General features: G+C 72.5%; 19 protein-coding genes. 10 read left to right on the top strand and 9 right to left on the bottom strand.

The genetic code is table 11. The features are described from left to right. Positions 1-4 precede the first annotated feature (4 nt). Positions 5-733, bottom strand: a complete 729-nt coding sequence (locus tag DFJ66_RS18000; RefSeq protein WP_147459295.1) for a hypothetical protein — start codon at positions 731-733, stop codon at positions 5-7. A gap of 260 nt (positions 734-993) precedes the next feature. On the opposite strand from DFJ66_RS18000, the gene DFJ66_RS18005 reads away from it, so the two are divergent. Genes DFJ66_RS18005 through DFJ66_RS18015 form a run of 3 tightly spaced genes read left to right on the top strand, consistent with a single transcriptional unit; the run spans position 994 to position 3,639 of the window. Beyond that, a complete protein-coding gene (locus DFJ66_RS18005; protein WP_121222563.1) occupies positions 994-1,674 on the top strand; it encodes a response regulator transcription factor in 681 nt (226 codons plus the stop codon). Further along, positions 1,671-3,095: a HAMP domain-containing sensor histidine kinase gene (locus DFJ66_RS18010; protein ID WP_121222565.1), complete on the top strand. Its 1,425-nt coding sequence runs from the start codon at positions 1,671-1,673 to the stop codon at positions 3,093-3,095. The genes DFJ66_RS18005 and DFJ66_RS18010 overlap by 4 nt, the downstream gene beginning before the upstream one ends. Then, positions 3,031-3,639: an HD domain-containing protein gene (locus DFJ66_RS18015; protein WP_121222567.1), complete on the top strand. Its 609-nt coding sequence runs from the start codon at positions 3,031-3,033 to the stop codon at positions 3,637-3,639. Before DFJ66_RS18010 ends, DFJ66_RS18015 begins: the two co-directional genes overlap by 65 nt. Here the strand turns inward: DFJ66_RS18015 and DFJ66_RS18020 are convergent. The 7 genes from DFJ66_RS18020 to DFJ66_RS18050 all read right to left on the bottom strand — a co-directional run bounded on the left by DFJ66_RS18020 (position 3,623) and on the right by DFJ66_RS18050 (position 9,826). Beyond that, positions 3,623-4,186 (bottom strand): 1,2-dihydroxy-3-keto-5-methylthiopentene dioxygenase, encoded by a 564-nt coding sequence (locus DFJ66_RS18020; RefSeq protein ID WP_121222569.1) that lies wholly within the window; start codon positions 4,184-4,186, stop codon positions 3,623-3,625. The two genes, DFJ66_RS18015 and DFJ66_RS18020, sit on opposite strands and share 17 nt — an antisense overlap. Beyond that, on the bottom strand, positions 4,183-4,776 hold the full coding sequence (mtnB, locus tag DFJ66_RS18025) for a methylthioribulose 1-phosphate dehydratase (protein ID WP_121222572.1): 594 nt from the start codon (positions 4,774-4,776) through the stop codon (positions 4,183-4,185). The genes DFJ66_RS18020 and mtnB overlap by 4 nt, the downstream gene beginning before the upstream one ends. Then, positions 4,773-5,438 (bottom strand): acireductone synthase, encoded by a 666-nt coding sequence (mtnC, locus tag DFJ66_RS18030; protein ID WP_121222574.1) that lies wholly within the window; start codon positions 5,436-5,438, stop codon positions 4,773-4,775. Before mtnC ends, mtnB begins: the two co-directional genes overlap by 4 nt. Continuing rightward, positions 5,431-6,441: a s-methyl-5-thioribose-1-phosphate isomerase gene (locus DFJ66_RS18035; RefSeq protein WP_121222576.1), complete on the bottom strand. Its 1,011-nt coding sequence runs from the start codon at positions 6,439-6,441 to the stop codon at positions 5,431-5,433. Before DFJ66_RS18035 ends, mtnC begins: the two co-directional genes overlap by 8 nt. Further along, positions 6,441-7,562 (bottom strand): acyl-CoA dehydrogenase family protein, encoded by a 1,122-nt coding sequence (locus DFJ66_RS18040; protein WP_121222578.1) that lies wholly within the window; start codon positions 7,560-7,562, stop codon positions 6,441-6,443. Before DFJ66_RS18040 ends, DFJ66_RS18035 begins: the two co-directional genes overlap by 1 nt. 99 nt (positions 7,563-7,661) lie before the next feature. Then, a complete protein-coding gene (locus DFJ66_RS18045) occupies positions 7,662-8,861 on the bottom strand; it encodes a hypothetical protein (protein ID WP_121222580.1) in 1,200 nt (399 codons plus the stop codon). Then, positions 8,858-9,826 carry an XRE family transcriptional regulator gene (locus DFJ66_RS18050; RefSeq protein WP_246029805.1) on the bottom strand — a complete coding sequence of 323 codons (969 nt, stop codon included), beginning with the start codon at positions 9,824-9,826 and terminating at the stop codon, positions 8,858-8,860. The genes DFJ66_RS18045 and DFJ66_RS18050 overlap by 4 nt, the downstream gene beginning before the upstream one ends. 297 nt (positions 9,827-10,123) lie before the next feature. Here DFJ66_RS18050 and DFJ66_RS42815 point away from each other — a divergent pair, with 297 nt between their 5' ends. The 3 genes from DFJ66_RS42815 to DFJ66_RS18065 all read left to right on the top strand — a co-directional run bounded on the left by DFJ66_RS42815 (position 10,124) and on the right by DFJ66_RS18065 (position 11,722). Further along, positions 10,124-10,279 (top strand): hypothetical protein, encoded by a 156-nt coding sequence (locus DFJ66_RS42815; protein ID WP_170199503.1) that lies wholly within the window; start codon positions 10,124-10,126, stop codon positions 10,277-10,279. 257 nt (positions 10,280-10,536) lie between these two features. Then, positions 10,537-10,809 carry a hypothetical protein gene (locus tag DFJ66_RS18060; protein ID WP_121222584.1) on the top strand — a complete coding sequence of 91 codons (273 nt, stop codon included), beginning with the start codon at positions 10,537-10,539 and terminating at the stop codon, positions 10,807-10,809. An 88-nt stretch (positions 10,810-10,897) separates the two neighbouring features. Beyond that, on the top strand, positions 10,898-11,722 hold the full coding sequence (locus DFJ66_RS18065) for a hypothetical protein (protein WP_121222586.1): 825 nt from the start codon (positions 10,898-10,900) through the stop codon (positions 11,720-11,722). Between the two features lie 15 nt (positions 11,723-11,737). Here the strand turns inward: DFJ66_RS18065 and DFJ66_RS18070 are convergent, their stop codons facing one another. Next, on the bottom strand, positions 11,738-13,042 hold the full coding sequence (locus DFJ66_RS18070; protein ID WP_121222588.1) for an MFS transporter: 1,305 nt from the start codon (positions 13,040-13,042) through the stop codon (positions 11,738-11,740). Positions 13,043-13,199: 157 nt separating this feature from the next. Here DFJ66_RS18070 and DFJ66_RS18075 point away from each other — a divergent pair, with 157 nt between their 5' ends. From DFJ66_RS18075 to DFJ66_RS18090, 4 genes are all read left to right on the top strand, one after another. After that, on the top strand, positions 13,200-13,769 hold the full coding sequence (locus DFJ66_RS18075; RefSeq protein WP_121222590.1) for an NADPH-dependent FMN reductase: 570 nt from the start codon (positions 13,200-13,202) through the stop codon (positions 13,767-13,769). A gap of 1 nt (position 13,770) precedes the next feature. Beyond that, complete coding sequence (locus DFJ66_RS18080) at positions 13,771-14,754, top strand: zinc-binding dehydrogenase (protein ID WP_121222592.1); 984 nt, start codon at positions 13,771-13,773, stop codon at positions 14,752-14,754. Between the two features lie 2 nt (positions 14,755-14,756). Next, entirely contained in the window at positions 14,757-17,474 is a 2,718-nt protein-coding gene (locus DFJ66_RS18085; protein WP_121222594.1) for a helix-turn-helix transcriptional regulator, read from the top strand. An 88-nt stretch (positions 17,475-17,562) separates the two neighbouring features. Further along, complete coding sequence (locus tag DFJ66_RS18090; protein WP_121222596.1) at positions 17,563-19,332, top strand: family 20 glycosylhydrolase; 1,770 nt, start codon at positions 17,563-17,565, stop codon at positions 19,330-19,332. The last annotated feature ends 153 nt before the right edge of the window (positions 19,333-19,485 follow it).

A 19,485-nucleotide genomic window follows, 5' to 3' on the forward strand; every position in this document is an offset into this window, starting at 1 on the left:
CGGACTAGCGCTTGATGAGGCCGCGCAGCTTGGGGCTCGCGACGAACGCGGCACCCGCGGCGACCAGGGCGAGGCCGACGATGAGCAGCCAGGACGAGCCGAAGCCGGTGCTGGCCAGGTTGTCGTTGTTCGAGCCTGCCGCGGCGGCCGAGGTGGTCGTGGCGGTCACCGACGTCGTGTCACCGGTGCCGGGCGACGTGGTCGTGGCCTCCGTGGTGGTGGTCGCCGTCGCGTCGGTGGTGGTGGTCGTGGTCGTCGTCGTGGTGGTGTCCTTCTCCACGCAGATGAACCAGTGGCTGAGGCCGGCCGGCTTGCCGCTCGACGCCAGGGGCGAGTGCAGGTCGAGCCACGGCAGGTCGCCGAGCGGCTCGATCTCCAGCTCCGCCGGCGGGTCGACGAAGTAGCGGTTGGCCTCGTTGCTGCCCTTCACGAACACCGCGACGATCTTGTAGCCCTCGGGGTGGGCCGTGATGTCGATGTAGGTGCCGTCGGAGGTGTAGATGCCCTCCGGCGCGACCATCTCGTCACCCGGCAGGTCGGCCGCCGCGCACCCGTTGCCGTCCTGGCCGAAGTCGATGTTCTTGCCGGTGTAGACCCAGGCGCGGTCGTCACCGGGGTCGGCGGCGGTCTGGGCGGGCGCGGCGGTGGCGGCGGTGGCGAGCAGGCCGGTCGTGACGGTCGTCACGGCGAGGAGAGCTGCTGCTCCGAGCAGGCGGCGGGCCGTCTGGCGCATGGTTGTACTCCGGCAGGGTGTCGAGGGCTGACGGTGGGCATCAAACTCCACCACTCGCCCCCCTATCGGGTTAGGACGATCGGGCGATACGGGTTGGCGTCAATTCGTTATGCGCCCGTGCCCCGGGTTGCGCCGATCGGCCTATTCGGACGTCCCTTGTGGTGCGAAAACCCTTCACTTCCGCTGGTGGCGGGTCCTTTTACCGAACCCGAACGCGCACGGCGGTCCGAACGCGACCGGCGCGTGCCACGATTCGCGCCGTGCAACCCGAGGGCCGTGGGCTGGTGCTGGTCGTGGAGGACGAGCGGGCGATCGCCGAGTTGGCGACGCTCTACCTCAAGCGCGACGGGTTCGGGGTGCACGTCGAGACCGACGGCCACGCGGCGCTCGCTGCCGTGCGGCGGCTCAAGCCGGTCGCCGTGCTGCTGGACGTCGGGTTGCCGGGCATGGACGGGGTCGAGGTGTGCCGCGCGTTGCGTGCGGCGGGTGACTGGACGCCCGTGCTGTTCGTGACCGCCCGTGACGACGAGGTCGACCGCGTGCTCGGGCTGGAGCTGGGCGCGGACGACTACGTGACCAAGCCGTTCAGCCCGCGTGAGCTGGTCGCCCGGGTTCGGACCGTCCTGCGGCGCGGCACCCCGCAGACCACCTCCGTGCACGTCCTGGGCCGCGTCAAGCTCGACACCGACCGCCGGCGGGTGTGGGTGGACGACGCCGAAGTGGCGCTGACCTCGACCGAGTTCGACCTGCTCGCCCACCTGATGCGCCACCCGGGCCGCGTGTTCGCCCGGGAGCAGCTGCTCAGCGCGGTCTGGGGGTACGCGGCGGCGGCCGGGACGCGGACCGTCGACGTGCACGTGGCCCAGCTGCGCGCCAAACTCGGCGACCCGAACCCGATCCGCACCGTGCGCGGGGTCGGTTACTCGGCGGAGGCGTCATGAGCACCAGCGCCGCGGGCACCAACGCCGTGAGCACCAGCGCCGCGGGTACCAGCGCCGCGACCAAGCCCGCGACGACCAGCCGCAGGACGAGCCTGGCCTTCCGGATCACCGCGTTGTGCCTGGCGGTGGCCGGGGTGGCGGTGATCGTCGCCGGGCTGGTGTCCGCGCGGCTGGTGCTCAGCGCGTCCCGGGACGTGGCCCGCGCGTCGCTGTCCGACCAGGCCGACGTGGTCACCGAGCAGCTCGGCGAGATGGGGCGCAACGCCCGGCTCCGCGTGGTCGAGGTGTTGCGCGGGCAGGACATCCAGGTGGTCGCCATCGGTCCCGGCGGCAAGCTCGTCGGCGACCCGCAGGCGGTGCGGGCGGTGCGGCAGGCCGGTGGCAGGTCGGGCACGGTCGGCAACCTGCTGGTCGAGGTGCGGTCGAACGTCGCCCTGGTCCAGCCCGCGGACAACGCCGGCACCGGCCGCCAGCTCATCCGCAACATCCTGTTCGCGCTGGGTGTCGGCCTGCTGGTGGCGGCCGTGGCCGGGTTCCTGCTGGGCAAGCTGGTCGCCCGGCCGCTGCGCGAGACCGCGAACGTCGCCCAGACCATGAGCACCGGCCGCCGCGACCTGCGCGCCCCCGAGCACGGGCCCGCCGAGGTGGCCGAGGTGGGCGGCGCGGTGAACGCCCTGGCCGACGCCCTGGCCCGCAGCGAGGCCCGGCAGCGCGAGTTCCTGCTGTCGGTCTCCCACGAGCTGCGCACACCCCTCACCGCCGTCACGGGCTTCGCCGAGTCGCTGGCCGACGGCGTGGTCTCCGGCGACGACGTCCCGCGCGTCGGCCGCACCATCGGCGAGGAGGCCCACCGGCTGGACCGCCTGGTCACGGACCTGCTGGACCTGGCCCGCCTGGGCGCCGACGACTTCCGCGTGGACCTGGTGGACGTGGACCTGCGCGACCTGGTCTCCTCCGCCGCCGAGGTCTGGCACGCCCGCTGCGCGGCCAAGGGCGTGGACTTCCGCCTGGACCTGCCCACCACCCCGGTCCCGGCCCACACCGACCCCCGCCGCCTGCGCCAGGTCCTGGACGGACTCCTGGAGAACGCCCTGCGCCTGACCCCACCCGGACGGCCGATCGTGCTCGCCCTGAGCGACGTCCTCCAGGTGCGCGACGGAGGCCCCGGGCTGTCCGAAGAGGACTACCGGATCGCGTTCGAACGCGGTGCCCTGCACGCGAAGTACGAGCGCTCCCGCCCGGTGGGCACGGGCGTCGGCCTGGCCCTGGTGCACGGCCTGGTGACCAAGCTCGGCGGCACCATCACCGCCGGCCCCGCGCCGGAGGGTGGCGCGGCTTTCACCGTACAGTTGCCCCATGCTGGAAGCGTTGTGGGACAAGGCGGTCCAGACCCTGGGCGGACGGCCGGGCACGGCGGGTGACCTCGCCGCCAGGTACGCCGAACCCCACCGCGCCTACCACGACACCGACCACGTCCTGGCCGTGGCGAGGGACGTGGCCGACCTCGCCGCCCACCGCACGGAAAGAGACCGGGCGGTCCTCACCCTGGCTGCCCTGGCCCACGACGTCGTCTACGACGGTCGCCCCGGCGAGGACGAGCGCAACAGCGCCGAGTGGGTCCGTGAGCGCTTGGAAGAGGCCGGAGTCGACCCCGAACCGGTCGTGGCCCTGGTCCTGGCCACCATCGACCACACCGCCACCGACGAACTGACCGCGCTGCTCATGGACGCCGACCTGGCGATCCTGGCTGCGGACCCGGAGGCGTACGAGCGCTACCGGCAAGCCGTCCGCCGCGAGTACGCCCACGTGACCGACGAAGCCTGGCGAGCGGGCCGCGGTCAGGTCCTGGAGTCCCTGCACGAACGCGACCCGCTCTACCGCACGCCGCGGGCCCGAGCCCGGTGGGAGGCCCGCGCCAAGGCCAACCTCGCCGCCGAACTGGCGGGCCTCAGCGAGCTGCGGTGATCTCGTCGAAGGTCGGGAACGACTTCGCGATCTCGCTGCCGGTGAAGTTGCCCACCCAGCCGTCGTCGTCGTGGAAGAACCGGATCGACACGTAGTCCGGCCGCGTGCCCATGTCGAACCAGTGCGTGGTGTTCTTGGGGACGCTGAGCAGGTCCCCCGCCTCGCACAGGATCGCGTACACGCGCTCCTTCACGTGCAGGTAGAAGATCCCGGACCCGCGCGCGAAGAACCGGTCCTCGTCGTCGTCGTGCGTGTGCTCGGCCAGGAACTTCTGCCGGGCCTGCGCCGCCGACGCCAGCCACTCGGGGTCGTCCGAGGGGGTCATCTCCATGGCGTCGACCAGGATGTAGCCCTCGGACTCGGTGACCCGCGCGACCCGGTCGCGGTAGGCCTCCAGGGCGTTCTCCTTGGTCACGCCCGGGATCACGGGCCATTGCTCGTAGCGCACGCCGAGCTGCTTGAGCTCGTCGGCGATCTCGACCGGGTCGGAGGTGCGCACCAGCACGGTCCCGGGGTCGGTGTCCGGCCAGACGGTCAGCAAGGTCATCGCCTTTCCCTCCTCGTCTCCACCTTGAAGCGCAGCAGCCACTCCAGGCACTCCAGCCGGTGGCGGGCCTGGTGCAGGTCGTCGCCCCACACGTACACGCCGTGCCGGGCCACGATGAGGGCCGGCACGTCCTTGCGGAAGCTGGCCTCGAAGGCGTCACCCAGCACGCGCATGTCCTGGCTGTTCGCCACGACCGGGATGGTGACCACGTCGTCGTGGGCCTGTCGCCCGAAGCCCTTGAGCATCTCCAGGTCGCGCAGCTCCACGCCCTCGGGCCAGAACTCGGCGGCGACCACGGGGGCCAGCGCGTGCACGTGGACCACGGCGCCGGCACCGGCCACGGCCGCGATCCGGCCGTGCAGGCCGGCCTCGGCGGACGGGACGCGGACCGGGTCCTCGGTCTCGCCGTGCTCGTCGATGATGACGACGTCGTCGGGCGTCAACTCGCCCTTGTCCTTGCCGCTGATGGTGACCGCGAGCCGCAGCGGGTCGCGGTCCACGACCACGGACAGGTTGCCGGACGTGCCGCGCATCCACCCCATCGCGGTGAACCGGGCGCACTCGGCGGCCAGCGCCTCGCCGGGGGTCACAGCGCGCTCACCGTCTTGTGCGGACCGAAGTCCGCGTCGCCGTAGGGCTCGCCGGGGCGGGCCACGCCCACGGTCTGCCAGCCGGCCTCGGCGGCGGCGTGCAGCTCGGCCGGGACGTCCGAGTAGAAGGTGATGTCGTTGGACCCCAACGCTTCCGCGATCTTGCGGTATGACGCCGCCTCGCGCTTGGGGCCGGCGTTGACGGTGTCGAAGTGGTGCTCGAACAGGCCGCGCAGGTCGCCTTCGGTGGTGTGGCCGAAGAACGCGACCTGGCCCGCGACCGACCCCGACGAGAAGACCGCGAGCTTCACGCCGTCCTCGTGCCACTGGCGCAGGGCGGGCACGACGTCCGGGAAGAACTCCGCGACCAGATCACCGTTGGCGTATCCCTGCTGCCAGATCAGGCCCTGCAAGGTCTTGAGCGGCGTGACCTTCTGGTCGGCGTCCATCCACCCGTGCAGGACCCGCACCAGCTCGTCCGTGCCACCGTCCACACCGGACAGTTCGCGGATCTGGGCGACGGCCTGCACCACGGCCGGGTCGTCGGCGTGGTCGTCGATCCACGGACCCAGGCGCGGCCGGGCGTAGTCGTAGAGGGTGACCAGCACCTGGTCCGTGGCGGACAGGGTGCCTTCGATGTCGAGCACGACCCACTCAGTCATGAACGTCCTTGCTGTCGTAGTACTCCGCGAGCCGGTCGGGAGCGTACGCGCCGCGGTCGGTGACCACGGTCGTGACGAACCTCGGCGGGGTCACGTCGAACGCCGGGTACCAGCCCCGGACCCGGTCGGTGGCGGTGCGGCGGCCCAGCGTGTGCAGGACCTCGTCACCGGGGCGGTACTCGATCGGCACGTCGGCGGCGGTGGGCGCGAGCCGGTCCGGTGCCTGGACGAGGGCCAGGAACGGCACCTCGAAGGCGTGCGCGGCGACGGCGAGCCCGAGCGTGCCGACCTTGTTGACCACGTGGCCGTCCATGGTGACCCGGTCGGCGGCGGTGACCAGCACGTCCACCTGCTTCTCGGCGAACGCCGCCGCGCCCATGCCGTCGGTGATGAGCGTGGTCTCCACGCCCATCTCGGCGAGGGTCTCGGCGGTCAGGCGCGCGCCCTGGAGGTACGGGCGGGTCTCCGTGCAGAAGAACCGCAAACGTTTGCCGGCCTGCTGGGCGGCCTTCACCGTCTCGGTCAGGTACAGGTCGGCCCAGCAGTGCGTCAGGACCGTGCCCTCGTCGGGCAGGAGGGCGGCGGTGTGCTCGCCCAACGCCCGGCTGCGGGACCGGTAGCGCTCGTCGCCCTGCCGTGCGCCCTCCAGCGCGCCCGCCTCCAGGTCTTCAGCCTGATCGACGGCCGCCAGGACCGCCGCCACCGCCTTGCGCAGGGCGTTGTTCGTGCGGCGGGTCTCGACCAGGAGCTTCCCGGCCCGTTCGAGGTGCTCACGGCCCTGGTCGCGGGGCAGGTCGCGGGCTTCGCGGGCGGCCAGGACCATGCCGTAGAGGGTGGCGAAGTAGGGGCCGGAGGACTGGGTGACCATGTCCTCGATGGCCTTGGCGACCTCGGCGACCGTCGTACACCGCACCCACGTCCGCTCGAACGGGAAGTTGCGGCGGTCGAGGATGAGCACGCCGTCGTCGTCGAGGCGGACGCTGTTCGCGAGTACCGGCTCCATCAGCTGTACCCGGTGAAGGGGGCGCGCTCGCCGGTCAGGTAGTACGCGCCGAGCTCGCGTGCCTTGTAGGACACGGGGTCGTGCAGGGTGAGGGTGCGGGCGTTGCGCCAGAACCGGTCGAACGCGTACCCGGCGGCCGTCGCCCGCGCACCGCACAGCTCGAAGACCTTGCTGGTGGTGTGGTTGGCGACCTTGGTGGAGACGACCTTGGCCGACGTGATCCGGGCGGCGGCGGCGGCGCGCTGCTCGGCGGTGAGGTCGGCTGCCTCGCTGGCTTCGCGCAGGGCTTCGGAGGCGGCGTCGGCGAGCAGGCCGGCGGCCTCGACGTCGGCGACCAGCTCGCCGTAGGTGGCGAGGATGTACGGGTCGGCGGTGGCGGTGTCCACGCCCGAGAGGAACCAGGGGCGGGTGGTGGTGCGGGTGTACTGGGCGGCCTCGGCCAGCGCGCCCTCGGCGAGGGCCACGTAGAGCTGGGCGAGGACGAGCTGGAAGCCGATCGCGGCCAGCGACTGGCGCGGGCTGTGCTCGTCGTGGCCGCCCAGGACCCGGTCCGCGGGGACCTCGACGCGGTCGAACGTCACGCCGCCGCTGGCGGTGAGGCGCTGGCCGATGTTGTCCCAGTCACCGTGGTAGGTGATGCCGGGGGACTTCGCGTCGAGGGTGAAGGTGACCTTGCCGCCGGTGTCCGTGCGGGTGGCGCTGACCACCAGCCGGTCCGCGACCGACGCGCCGGTCGCGAACGTCTTGCGCCCGCTGACCACGAACCCGCCGTCCACCGGTTCGAGCTGGAGCGCGGCGTCGAGCGGGTTGCTGACCCCCGCCCAGAACAGGTCGTCAGCCTCTTCCCGGACGGGCTTGCCGAACAGCCCCCGGCGCCAGACCTGGAGGTAGTGGTACCCGAGCAGGTGCCCGACGTTGCCGTCCGCGGCCCCGACGACCCGGGTGACGGCCTGCTGCGTCCCCCAGTCCCGAACCGACAACAACCCGGACCGCCGCAACACGTCCACCTCGGCCACCGGCTCGGCCCCCGCACGATCCCGCTGCGCGGCGTCCAGCCGCAACCCGGCGGCCAACTCGTCGGCGACGGTCAGCCACTTCTGCCGACCATCGTTGCTAGTCATCCACTGCCTCCACGCTCGTACCTCCAGCCAACCGAGCCTAATAGCCGCCGGCCGACCGTCACTGAGCGTTCCGCCACATGGACACCGGGCGCAACCGGGTCAGGCGCGGCTCCCGGGCACGTAGTCGGCGCATCCGTCCAGGTCGAGGGCCTTCAGCACCTGCGGTACGTCGGAAATGGGCTCCCCGAGCCCCCGCACGAACGCGCGCCACCGCTCACGGTCGGTCCGCAGGGCCTGCAAGTACCGCACGCACAGGCGCGGCGAGATGGCGTCGCACACCTTGCGCGCGGCGCGCAGGGCCACGTCCATCCGGTAGGTCAACCGCTCCGGCACCGGCTCGCCCTTGTCACCCCGCACGCCCGCGCGCACCCTGGTCAGGATCTCGTCGATCAGGTCCCGCCGCGCCCGCAGGAAGCCCCGCCAGTAGCCGATGTTCGTCGACTCGGGGTACCGGTCCTCGTCCAGCAGCGCGAAGACGCCTTCGGCGAGCGTGTCCCCGAACTCCTCGGCCCGGGCGCGAGTGTCGTTCGCGTACGGGTCGTACGGCTTCTGCTCCACCGAGCCGACCAGCGCCGAACCGCGCAGGCCCTGGTCGTCGAGCAGGAAGAACCAGTCCTCGTTGTAGATGGTCGGGAAGAACGACTCCGTCGACTCCCGCCCGACCACCAGCGCGCCGCCGCCGATGAACGTGCCCTGCTTGCCGCCGGTCTCGCGGTTCGCGTGGCAGACGACCGAGTTGTCCGGGAACCCGCCGACGTGCAGACCCACCGCCGACACCGATCCCGTCAGCGCGCCAGCGGCCAGCTCGAGGTCCTCCGGGATGGGCACGGTGATGTCGTCGTCCAGGAAGGCGATCCGCCGCCACGCCATCAGGCGGGCGATCACCAGGCCGAGGTTGCGCTTGAGGCTGGTGTCGGTGCGCCGGTCGAAGTCCGTGCCCGCCAGCAACCGGGTCGTCTCGAAGTCGGGCAGGAGGTCCGGGCGCAGCGCGGTGATGTCGACCACGACCAGGTCCAAGCCGGCCGCGAGCTGTTTCGTCGCTTCGGGGTCGGCCGCGCCGCTGCACAGCACCACGAGGGTGCTGCCCAGCCGCCGGGCCAGGGAGACGGCCTCCGCCAGGAAACCCGGCTCCCGGTTGGTCGGGACGATGATGGCGTCCACCCGGGCACGGGCGGGCGAGTCGACGGCCGTCAGCAGGCGGTCGTGCGAGTCGTGGTGCTCGGGGACCAGGTGGTGGTCCTCGGCCTGGTGCTCGGCGGCCTGGTGGTGCTCCTCGGCCACCGACGCGGTGGTGTTCAACCCTGGCCCTCCGGCCATTCGTAGAGTCGGGACTCGGGCAGGTTCCAGTCCGGTGTGACCACCCGCCCGTTCACCACGGTGACCCGCGTCAGCACGCTGTACGCGTCCAGCCCGGCGAAGGTCTTGCGCAGGTACTCCGCGTTGCGGTCGCGGAACCTCTCGTCGGTGAGGGCACGCACCGCGCCGAGGGTTCCCCGGCCGTACATGCCGTTGCAGATCGTCACCGTCCGCTTGTGGTTGAACGGGTTCGGTCCGCGGTAGAAGTGCGCGATGTCCTCGTGCAGCACTTCACGTTCACCGAGGGTGCCCAGCTTGGGGGCGAACACGCGCTCCTCGCCCCCTTGGACGACGACGAACCCGCCCGACTCGGACTCGTCGTGCCTGGTGACCTGCCGCACCGGCAGGTCCGTCCGGTCCAGCAGCTCCCGCGTGACGACGTTCCAGTCGACGCCGCCGAGCAGCACCAGGTGCGAGGTGTAGTCGTCCGGCGCGAGGGCGGACGCGGTGCGGAAGTGCACCCGGCTGCGGGGGTTGAGCGCGCGGATGTGGCCGTGCAGCTCGATGAGCGCGTCCAGGTCGGCGTAGGTGTAGAGCTCGACGTAGTCCGGCTTGGAGGGGTCCGCGTACGGCATCTGGTCGCGCATCGCCTTGGGCAGTTGGGCGACGACGATGGTGATGTTGTTGCGGTCCGGGAAGTACCAGAAGTCGTTGCGACCGGCACGGTCCACGTCGGACGACAGCCCGATGTCCTGCCGCACGGCCTGGGCGCGCAACGCGGTCAACTCGGCCAGCAACTCCTCGCGCCGCTGCAGCTCCTCGGGGGTGAGTTCGTCCAGCGGGAGCAGGCGGTAGGGGTAGCGGACCACGGACCGGCGGGTCGCGAAGAAGGTGGCGTAGGCAGCGAGCCTGCTCAGGGGCGGAGCCTTGGGGTGCGTGCGACTTTCCCACGAGGACAACAACGGCACGCTGGCCCGCTTCTCGGCACTGAACGCATCCGCAAGGTCACTTTGCGTGATCACCACGTCGGGCCACTGCCCTTCACGCAACGCCCGAAGGCGGTGCGCCAGCGCAAAGGTGTCACCTGAACCGACCACGTCGCCCGCGCCCTTCAGTTAACTTCAGCATACACAAGCTGAAGAGCGCAACATACACGATGACCGGCCGGGGAACGACCCGGAAAGCACGCAGTATTGCGGTGCGGGCGGCAAGGACAGGCGGCGACGCTGCACAGAAATGGCGGCCGCAGTGCGGCGGTGGCGGCGGTGGCCGTGGTGCGGCGGGTGGCGACGCTGCGGCGGTTGCGGCGCTGCGGCGGCGGAAACCGGCAGCGGCGGTGGCAGTGGCAGTGGCAGTGGCAGCGGAAACCGGCAGCGGCGGTGGCAGTGACGTTGCGGTGGCGGCAGTGGCGGCGGCGGTGACGTTGCAGCGGTGGTGGTGGCGGCGGTCGCGGCGGCGGCGGCAGTGGCGGCGGCGGCCGTGGGCGGCGAGCGAGTGGGGCGGCGGTGGTACAGCGGTGGTGGCGGGGCCGGGATGGCGTGCCAGGTAGGCGCGAGTGTCCCTCCATTGCACCTCTTGTCAGGCACAACACCCAGCTCTACTCTGAACTTGCTGGAGTTCAGTTAAAACTTCAGTGAGCGAAGTGAAGTTCAGCCCAGGAAGCCATCCGGGGGTAGCCATGAACACGCTCACCGCTTTAGCTCAGTCCGCCGCTCAAGCCGCAGCCCAAGCCGCAGCTCAGTCCGCCGAGACCACCGAGTGGACCCCACTGGTCCTCATCCTCCTCATGGGTGCGATGGCGCTGGTCCTGGGCATGGCCCGGCTGCTGCGCCGCCTGCTCGGCATGCTCACCAAAGTCCTGCTCTCGGCCGGCGCAGCCATGACCGGGATCGCCACGATGCTCGCCATGTGCACGGCACTGACCACTCTCGTCCTGGTGTACGCCCGCTGAACCCCGGGCCACGCCCGCTGAACCGACGGGTGCGACGCGGCCCCTTCGACTACGGTGTGCGGGCCTGCACCGAAGGGGGAGTCGCACGATGGACGTGTCCCGCAGATCGTTCTCCGGGGGGACCGCCGTCGCGGTGGGTGTCGCCGCGATCCCGGGGACGACCGCGCTCGGCGAGCACCTGGCGCCGAGTCCGCACCGGACGTCCACACCGCACCTGCTGGAAGCCGAGCAGCTCGTCTCCTACCTCTCCCTGCCGACGTGCCCGCTGACCAACAACCGGTACAAGACCCCCGACCAGCCCAACATCGTGACCTGGGGCTCGCCCGGGGACGCGACGACCTGGGTCAACCAGAGCCAGTGCGCCTCCTTCCAGACCGCCGTGCTCAAGCGCACCTACAAGTGGGCCACCTCGAAGTTCTTCGCCACCCACTTCGGGCTGGCCAGCCCGTTCGCCCGCGACTACCAGGCCGCGTTCGCCCGCGACGACGTGCCGCACTTCCAGCGCATCACCCGGGTCGCCGACCTGCGGCCCGGTGACCTGGTGGCCATCGACTACGACAACGCCCAGGACACCAACACCGGCCACATCGTCATGGTCCGCTCGCTGCGCGGCACCTACGTGGCACCCTCCGGCGGCCTGAACTTCCCCGGCGAGACCCAGTACGCGGTCGAGGTCGTCGACTGCACCGCCGAACCGCACGGCCTGCACGGCGTGGGCAGCTACTTCGCGTTCCCGGACAGCCGCATCTTCAACGCGACGGCCGCCACCGACGGCGCGGGCTTCGGCCACATGATGTTCTACGCCTCGGACGAGACCGGCGAGTTCACCCGCTACCGCTGGAGCGTGAACACCAACTCGGCGGGCACCTACACCCTCGCCGAACGGCCCCTCTCCGCCGCTCGGATCGTCTGAGGTCCAACGCAGCAGCTAGCGAGAACGCCCACCCAGCAGGGCCACACCACCCAGCACGACCACCACCGTCAACACGACGACCCCGGTCCGGAACCCACCCGCGCTGTCCGCCGCCACCACCAACGCGGCGACCGCCGGCCCCACCGTGGACCCGATCATCCGGGCGGTCGCGCTCACACCGCCCGCCGCGCCGGCCATGCCCTCCGGCGCCAGGGACATCAGCAGCGCGTTGATGGCCGCGTTGAACAACCCCTGCCCCACCCCCATGACCGCCAACCGCCACGACAGGTCCACCAGGCCGGTCACCGGCGGCAGCAACAGCAGCAGACCCACCACGGTCACCACCACCCCCGCCAAGGCCACCAGCCAAGCCCCGTACCGGTCGGCCAACGACCCCGCCACCGCCGACAGCACACCCACCCCGGCCACGAACACCAGCAGCACCACACCGACGTCCTCCGGCGACCCACCCAGCACATCGGTCACGAAGTACGGCACCAGCAGGAACAGCAGCCCGCCGGACATGGTCACCAACGTCAGCGTCAACAGCGGCAAGGCGAACACCCGCCGCCGCACCAACCCCAACACCGGCCGGGACGAAGGCAGCCGCCCCCACAGCACCGCGAGTACCACGGCCACCGCCACCAGCCACACCATGTCCTCGAAAGCCAGCAACAGCGCCGTGATCGCCCCGCCCAACAAGAGAACCTCGAGCCACAACCCCCGGTCGGGACCAACCAGCCCCCGGCCGTCGCCCCGCAACGACCGAATCCCCAGCCACAGCGCCACGACCAGCACCGGCAGCTTCATCAGGAACACCGACCGCCACCCCAGCGCCCCCGCCATCACCCCGCCCAGCGGCGCGCCGGCCAACCCGCCCACGGTCATGATCGTGATGACGTACCCGATCGCCCGCCCCCGCGCGGCCGGCTCGACCGCCGCGACCACGATCGGCATGTACGCGGCCAGCACCAACGCCGCCGCCACTCCTTGCAACACCCGTCCGGCCAGGAGCACCCAGAACACCGGCGCGAACGCCGTCACCGCGCTGGCCACCCCGATCCCCGCCAGGGCCAGCAGGAACGCGAGCCGCACGTCGATGCGGTCCACCCACCGCCCCGCCGGGATCGCGATAGCCGCCATCGGCAGCGTGTACCCCAGCAGCACCCACGCCGTCGCCCCCGGCCCGACCCCCAGCTCCGCGCCCAGGCTGGGCAGCGCGACCGCCGCCACCGTCATCTCCGTGGTGACCACCAGCATCGCCAGCGCGAGGGTCACCACCGGCGTCCACCTGGTCTTGACCTGCACGTTCGTCGTCATGCTCGCCAGCAAACCGGTCCGCGCGCCCGCGGCGAATCAGTCACGCGACCGGTCGCGCGGGCAAGCAACGGACAGCGCGCACACCAGTCACGTGACAGATGCCCGCCCGGTCGACCGGCTCCTAACTTCGGTGCCACCACCGAGGAGGGAATGGGACATGATCAAGCTCGCGGTCATCGTCGGCAGCACCCGCAGCGGCCGGTTCGCGCCGGTCGTGGCGAACTGGTTCACCGAGCAGGCCCGGCAGCGCGCGGACCTCGACCTGGACGTGCTGGACCTGGCCGACCTCGGCCTGCCGGACGTGCTGGCCGGGTGGGGTGAGGAGCCCGCCGACGAGGTCAAGGCCGTCTCGCCGCGCCTGGCCGACGCGGACGCGTTCGTGGTGATCACGCCGGAGTACAACCACAGCTTCCCCGCGCCGTTGAAGAGCGCGATCGACTGGCACACCGCCGAGTGGCGGGCCAAGCCGGTCGGGTTCGTGTCCTACGGCGGGCACGGCGGCGGGTTGCGGGCCGTCGAGCAGCTGCGGCTGGTCTTCGCCGAGCTGCACGCGGTCACCATCCGGGACACGGTCAGCTTCCACGGCGCCTGGTCGCGGTTCGACGAGAACGGCGAGCCGCTGGACGCGGAGGGCGTGAACGGGGCCGCGAAGACCATGCTGGACCAGCTGGTCTGGTGGGGCACCGCGCTCAAGGACGCCCGCGCGAAGCAGCCGTACGAGGCCTGACGTGCGTGCCATCCGCCTGCGCGGGTTCGGTCCGGCGGACGTCCTCGAACCCGCGGACGTCGAGGACCCGGAGCCCGGTCCCGGGCAGGTCCGCATCGCCGTGCGGGCCGCCGGGGTGCAGCTCGTCGACACGGCGGTCCGGCGCGGCGACGGGCCGTGGCGGCCGGAGCTGCCGGTGGTGCCGGGCAGCGAGGTCGCGGGGGTCGTGGACGCGGTGGGCGCGGGCGTGTCCGACGACTGGCTGGGGCGGCGGGTGGTCGCGCAGCTCGGACTGGCCAGCGGCGGGTACGCCGAGCTGGCGGTGCGGGAGGTCGACGCCGTGCACGTGGTGCCCGAGGGGGTGTCTTGTGAGGCCGCCGTGGCGATGGTGTGCACCGGGGCGACGGCGGTCGGCCTGCTGGACGCGGTGGCGCCGCAACCCGACGACGTGGTGCTGGTGACGGCGGCGGCGGGCGCGGTCGGGCACCTGCTGGTGCAGGGCGCGGCGCGGCGGGGCGCGTTCGTGGTCGGGGTCGCGGGGTGCGGCGAGAAGCGGCGGACCGTGCTGCGGTCGGGCGCGGCGGTCGCGGTGGACTACCGGGAGCCGGGCTGGGAGGACCGGGTGCGGTCGGCGTTGGGCGGCCGGGAGGTGGGGGTCGTGCTGGACGGGGTCGGCGGTGCCGCCGGGCGTGCCGCGCTGGAGCTGGTCGCGCCGGGCGGTCGGGTGGTGATGTTCGGCACGTCCTCGGGCGCGCCGACGGCGGTGTCCACACCGGACCTGTTCGAGCGGGCGCTGACCGTGACGGTCGCGGTCGGGCCGCACCTGGCCCGCAGGTCGGGCGGGGTGCGGGCGTTGGAGGCGCGTGCGCTGGCGGAGGCCGCGGCGGGCCGGTTCACGCCGGTGGTGCAGGCGTTCCCGCTGGACGGGGCCGCCGCCGCGCACGCCGCGCTGGAGGGCCGGCGGACGGTCGGCAAGGTCGTCCTCGTCCCGGGCTTAGGGTCGTGACCATGCCCGTCCGACCCGAGGACACCGCCCGCCCCGACCTGCCCGGCCCCGGCCTCCACAGCCCCGACCTGCACGGCCGGTCCGCCGAGCTCGCCCGCCTCGAGGAGGTGCTCGCCGAGGCGCGGGCGGGGCGCAGCGGCACGCTGGTCGTGCGCGGCGAGGCGGGGATCGGCAAGTCGGCGCTGCTGGACCGGGTCGCGGCGAGCGCGAGCGACTTCCGGGTGCTGCGCGCGACCGCCGTCGAGTCGGAGTCGGTGGTGCCCTTCGCCGGGCTGAACCTGTTGCTGCGGCGCGTGGTCGGCGACCTGGACGCGTTGCCGCCCCGGCAGGCGGGCGCGCTGCGGTCCGCGCTGGGCCTGGCCGCACCGGACGGCGGTGACTGCTTCCTGGTCGGGCTGGCCGTGCTGACCCTGCTCGCCGACCTGGCCGAGCGGGGACCGGTGCTGTGCCTGGTGGACGACGCCCACTGGCTCGACCCCGGGTCGGCCGACGCCCTGCTGTTCGCCGCGCGGCGGCTGGACGCGGACGGCGTGGCCCTGGTGTTCGCGGCCCGCGACCTGCACGCGCCGCCGTTCCCCGCGCCGGGCCTGCCCGAGCTGCGGCTGACCGGGCTGTCGCCGGAGGACTCGGCCGTGCTGCTGGACGAGCACGCCGCCGACCTGCCCCGGTACGTGCGGGACCGGATCGCCGAAGAGGCCCGCGGCAACCCGTTGGCGCTGCTGGAACTGCCCGCCGCGCAACGCGAAGGGCACATCCCTGCCGCGCACGGCCTGCGGGTGGCCGCGCTGCCCACGCACAGCCGCATCCAGCAGACCTTCGCCGACCGCATCGGCACCCTGCCGCCGGCCACCCGCGACCTGCTGCTGGTCGCCGCCGCCGACGACACCGGCGACCCCGGCGTGGTGTTCAAGGCGGCGGAACTGCTCGGGTCCGGCGTGGGCGACTTGGAGGCGGCCGAGCAGCGGCAACTGCTGCGCTCGGACGAAGGCCGGCTGGCGTTCCGGCACCCGCTGATCCGGGCGGCGGCCTACCAGAGCGCGCCGCTGGTGCGGCGGCTGGCCGTGCACCGGGCGTTGGCCGAGGTGTCCGAGGACGCCTACCGCGCCGCCTGGCACCTCGCCGCCGCCGTCACCGGCCCGGACGAGGAGGCCGCGCGGGCGTTGGCCCGGTCCGCCGAGGACGCCCGGACGCGGGGCGGGTACGCCGCCGTGGCCGCCGCGTACCAGCGGGCCGCCGAGCTGAGCCCGTCCGTGGTGGACCGCGGGAAGCGGTTGACCGCCGCCGCCCGCGCGGCGCTGGACGCGGGCCAGTACGACCGCGCCGCCGCGCTCGCCGACCAGGCGGGCGACCTGCTGGACCAGCCGCTGGAGCACGCCCGCATCGCACGGGTCCGGGCGGTGGTGGCGGCCGAGCAGGGCCGGTCGGCGGAGGCCGCCGCCGTGCTGTCCCGGGCCGCGCTGTGCGCCGCCCACGAGGACCCGGCACTGGCCGGTGACCTGCTGTTCGCCGCCGCGAGCAGCGCGTGGACGGTCCGCGACCTGGACACCGTGCGCGCCGTCGCCGACCAGGCCCGCGGCCTGCCGGGCGCCGAGGACGTCCGGGCGCTGGCGCGGGCCGCGACCGGGCTGGACGGCGGTGACCTGGCGGACGCGTTGGCCGCGTTGCGCTCGCTGGTGGCCGGGCGGCGCGCCGACCACGCGCAGGGTGCCTGGTGGCTGCTGGTGCTGGGCGACGACCAGGCCGCCTACGACCGGGCGGCGGCCGTCGAGCGCGAGAGCCGGGCCACCGGCCGCCTGGGCACGCTGCCCCGCGCCCTGGCGTACCTGGCTCGGGGCCGTCTGCACCTGGGCCGGCTGCGCGACGCGCGGGCCACCGCCGAGGAGGGCTTGCGGATCGCCGCCGACATCGGGCAGGTGTTCAGCGTCGGCTACCTGCACAGCGTGCTGTCCGAGCTGGCGGCGATCGAGGGCGACGAGGAGCGGTGCCGGGCGTCGGTGGCGGTGCTGGAGGGCGACCCGCCGCGGTCGGTGCGGGCGGCGTGCGCGCTGGCGTTGCTGGACTTGGGGTTGGGCCGGTACGACGCCGTGCTGGACCGGTTGGCGGACGTGGCTTCCGGCGCACACCGGCTGTACGCGATCTCCAGCCTGCCGGACCTGGTCGAGGCTGCAGTCCGGACCGGGAACCCGGACGCCGCAAGGGATTCGTTCGAGTGGTACGAGCAGTGGGCGCGGCACTCCGGCCAGCCGTGGGCGCGGGCGGTGGCGCTGCGCTGCCGTGCGCTGATGACCGATGAGGAGCAGTGGTACGCGGAGGCGGTCGAGCTGCACCGCACCGACAACCGGCCGTTCGAACGCGCCCGCACCGAGCTCCTGTACGGCGAATGGCTGCGCCGGGCCCGGCGGCGCAACGACGCCCGCACCCACCTGCGTTCGGCGTTGGACGCCTTCGACCGCTTGGGCGCTGTGCCGTGGTCGTCCCGCGCCCGCACGGAACTCCGCGCGACCGGCGAGAGCCGTGCGCTGCCCGGTCCCGACCCGTTGAGCGCCCTGACCCCGCAGGAGTTGCAGGTGGTGCGGCTGGCGGCGGAGGGGTTGAGCAACCGGGACATCGGGGCGCAGCTCTTCCTGAGCCCCCGGACCGTCGGCTACCACCTCTACAAGGCCTACCCGAAGCTCGGCGTGGCCTCCCGGGTGGAGCTGGGCAAGCTCGACCTGGGCTGACCGGATGGTCTAGACCCATTGACAGAGCTGCCCCCGATGCCGACGCTGGACGGCAGTGTGGCCGCCGCCCGCTGCACGAGGAGGTCCTGTGCAACTCCGAGCGAGGGTGGCTCGCACGCTCGCCGTCCTGGCGCTGCTGCTCGGCGCGACGGTGGTGTGGAACACCGCCTCCACCCCGATCACGGCGACGGCCGCGGAGCCGCTGCAGAGCGTCGTGCCGGTGCCCGCGTCCGTCCAGGCGACACCCGGCACCACCCACACCCTGACCGCGTCCGCGAAGATCTACACAACGGCCGCCGCGCACGACGTCGGCGACTTCCTGGCCGGCGTCCTGCGCCCCTCCACCGGCTACCCGCTGCCGGTCGAGGACACCACCGGCACCCCGACCGACGGCATCGCCCTGCTGATCGGCGGCGCACCCGGGACCATCGGTGACCAGGGCTACCAGCTCACCGTCACCACGTCCGCGATCACCCTGCGCGCGAACACCCCGGCGGGCCTGTTCGCCGGCGTCCAGACCCTGCGCCAACTGCTGCCCGGCAAGGTCGAGAGCAAGACACCGCAGACCGGGCCGTGGACCGTCCCCGGCGCCACCATCACCGACTACCCGCGGTTCGTCCACCGGGGAGCCATGCTCGACGTGGCCCGGCACTTCCACCCGGTGGCCACGGTCAAGCGGTACATCGACCAGCTCGCGCTGTACAAGGTCAACTACCTCCACCTGCACCTGACCGACGACCAGGGCTGGCGGATCGTGGTCGACAGCTGGCCGCGCCTGGCCACGTACGGCGGCAGCACCCAGGTCGGCGGCGGCCCCGGCGGCTACTACACCAAGGCGCAGTACCAGGAGATCGTCGCCCACGCGGCGGCCCGGCACATCACCGTCGTCCCCGAGGTCGACCTGCCCGGCCACACCAACGCCGCTCTCGCCAGTTACGCGGATCTGAACTGCAACGGCGTCGCGCCGGCGCTGCGCACGGACATCGCGGTCGGGTACAGCTCGCTGTGCGTGGGCAAGGAGATCACGTACCAGTTCGTGGAGGACGTGATCCGCGAGATCGCCGCTCTCACTCCGGGCCCGTACTTCCACATCGGCGGCGACGAGGCCAGCGCCACCACGGACCAGGACTACCAGACCTTCATGAACCGGGTCCTGCCCCTGGTCGGCAAGTACGGCAAGAAGTCGATGGGCTGGCACGAGTTCGTGAAGACCACCACGGACACCTCGGCCGTCCCGCAGTACTGGGGCACGACCACGTCCAACGCGGTCGTGCAAGCCGCGGCGGCTCGGGGGAACAAGGTGCTGATGTCGCCCGCGAACAAGGCCTACCTGGACATGAAGTACAACTCCAGCACGCCGCTGGGCTTGAGCTGGGCGGGGTACATCGAGGTGCAGGACGCGTACAACTGGAACCCGGGCACGCACGTCAGCGGTGTCCCGGAGTCCGCGGTGCGCGGGGTCGAGGCTCCACTGTGGACGGAGACGATCGTCACCTCGGCGCACATCGACTACATGGCCTTCCCCAGGCTGGCCGCCATCGCCGAGCTCGGCTGGTCCCCGTGGTCCACGCACAGCTGGGACGCCTTCAAGGTGCGGTTGGGCGCACAGGCCCCACGCTGGACCGCGCTGGGCATCGAGTTCTACCGCTCCACCCAAGTGCCTTGGGACAACGGCGGCACAACGACAACAACGACGACAACGACCAACCCACCGTCCGGCACGTGGGCACCGTGGGTGAGCTACGCGGCGGGTGCCCAGGTCACGTACGGCGGCTCGACGTACCGCTGCCGCCAACCCCACACCTCACAACCAGGCTGGGAACCGCCCAACGTCCCAGCACTCTGGGAACGCATCTGACAAAGCCGCGCGGCATGCTTTTCGCTTGGGCTGCCGCGCGGCACCCCCCTGCTTGGGCTTCTTGCTTGTGTCATCCCCGTATGGCCTGCCCGAAGGGCTACCACATTTTCCGGGGGTTGCGGCCGAAATTTTTGCGAGGAACGAGCAAAAGTT

Source organism: Saccharothrix variisporea (assembly GCF_003634995.1).
GTDB lineage: Bacteria > Actinomycetota > Actinomycetes > Mycobacteriales > Pseudonocardiaceae > Actinosynnema > Actinosynnema variisporeum.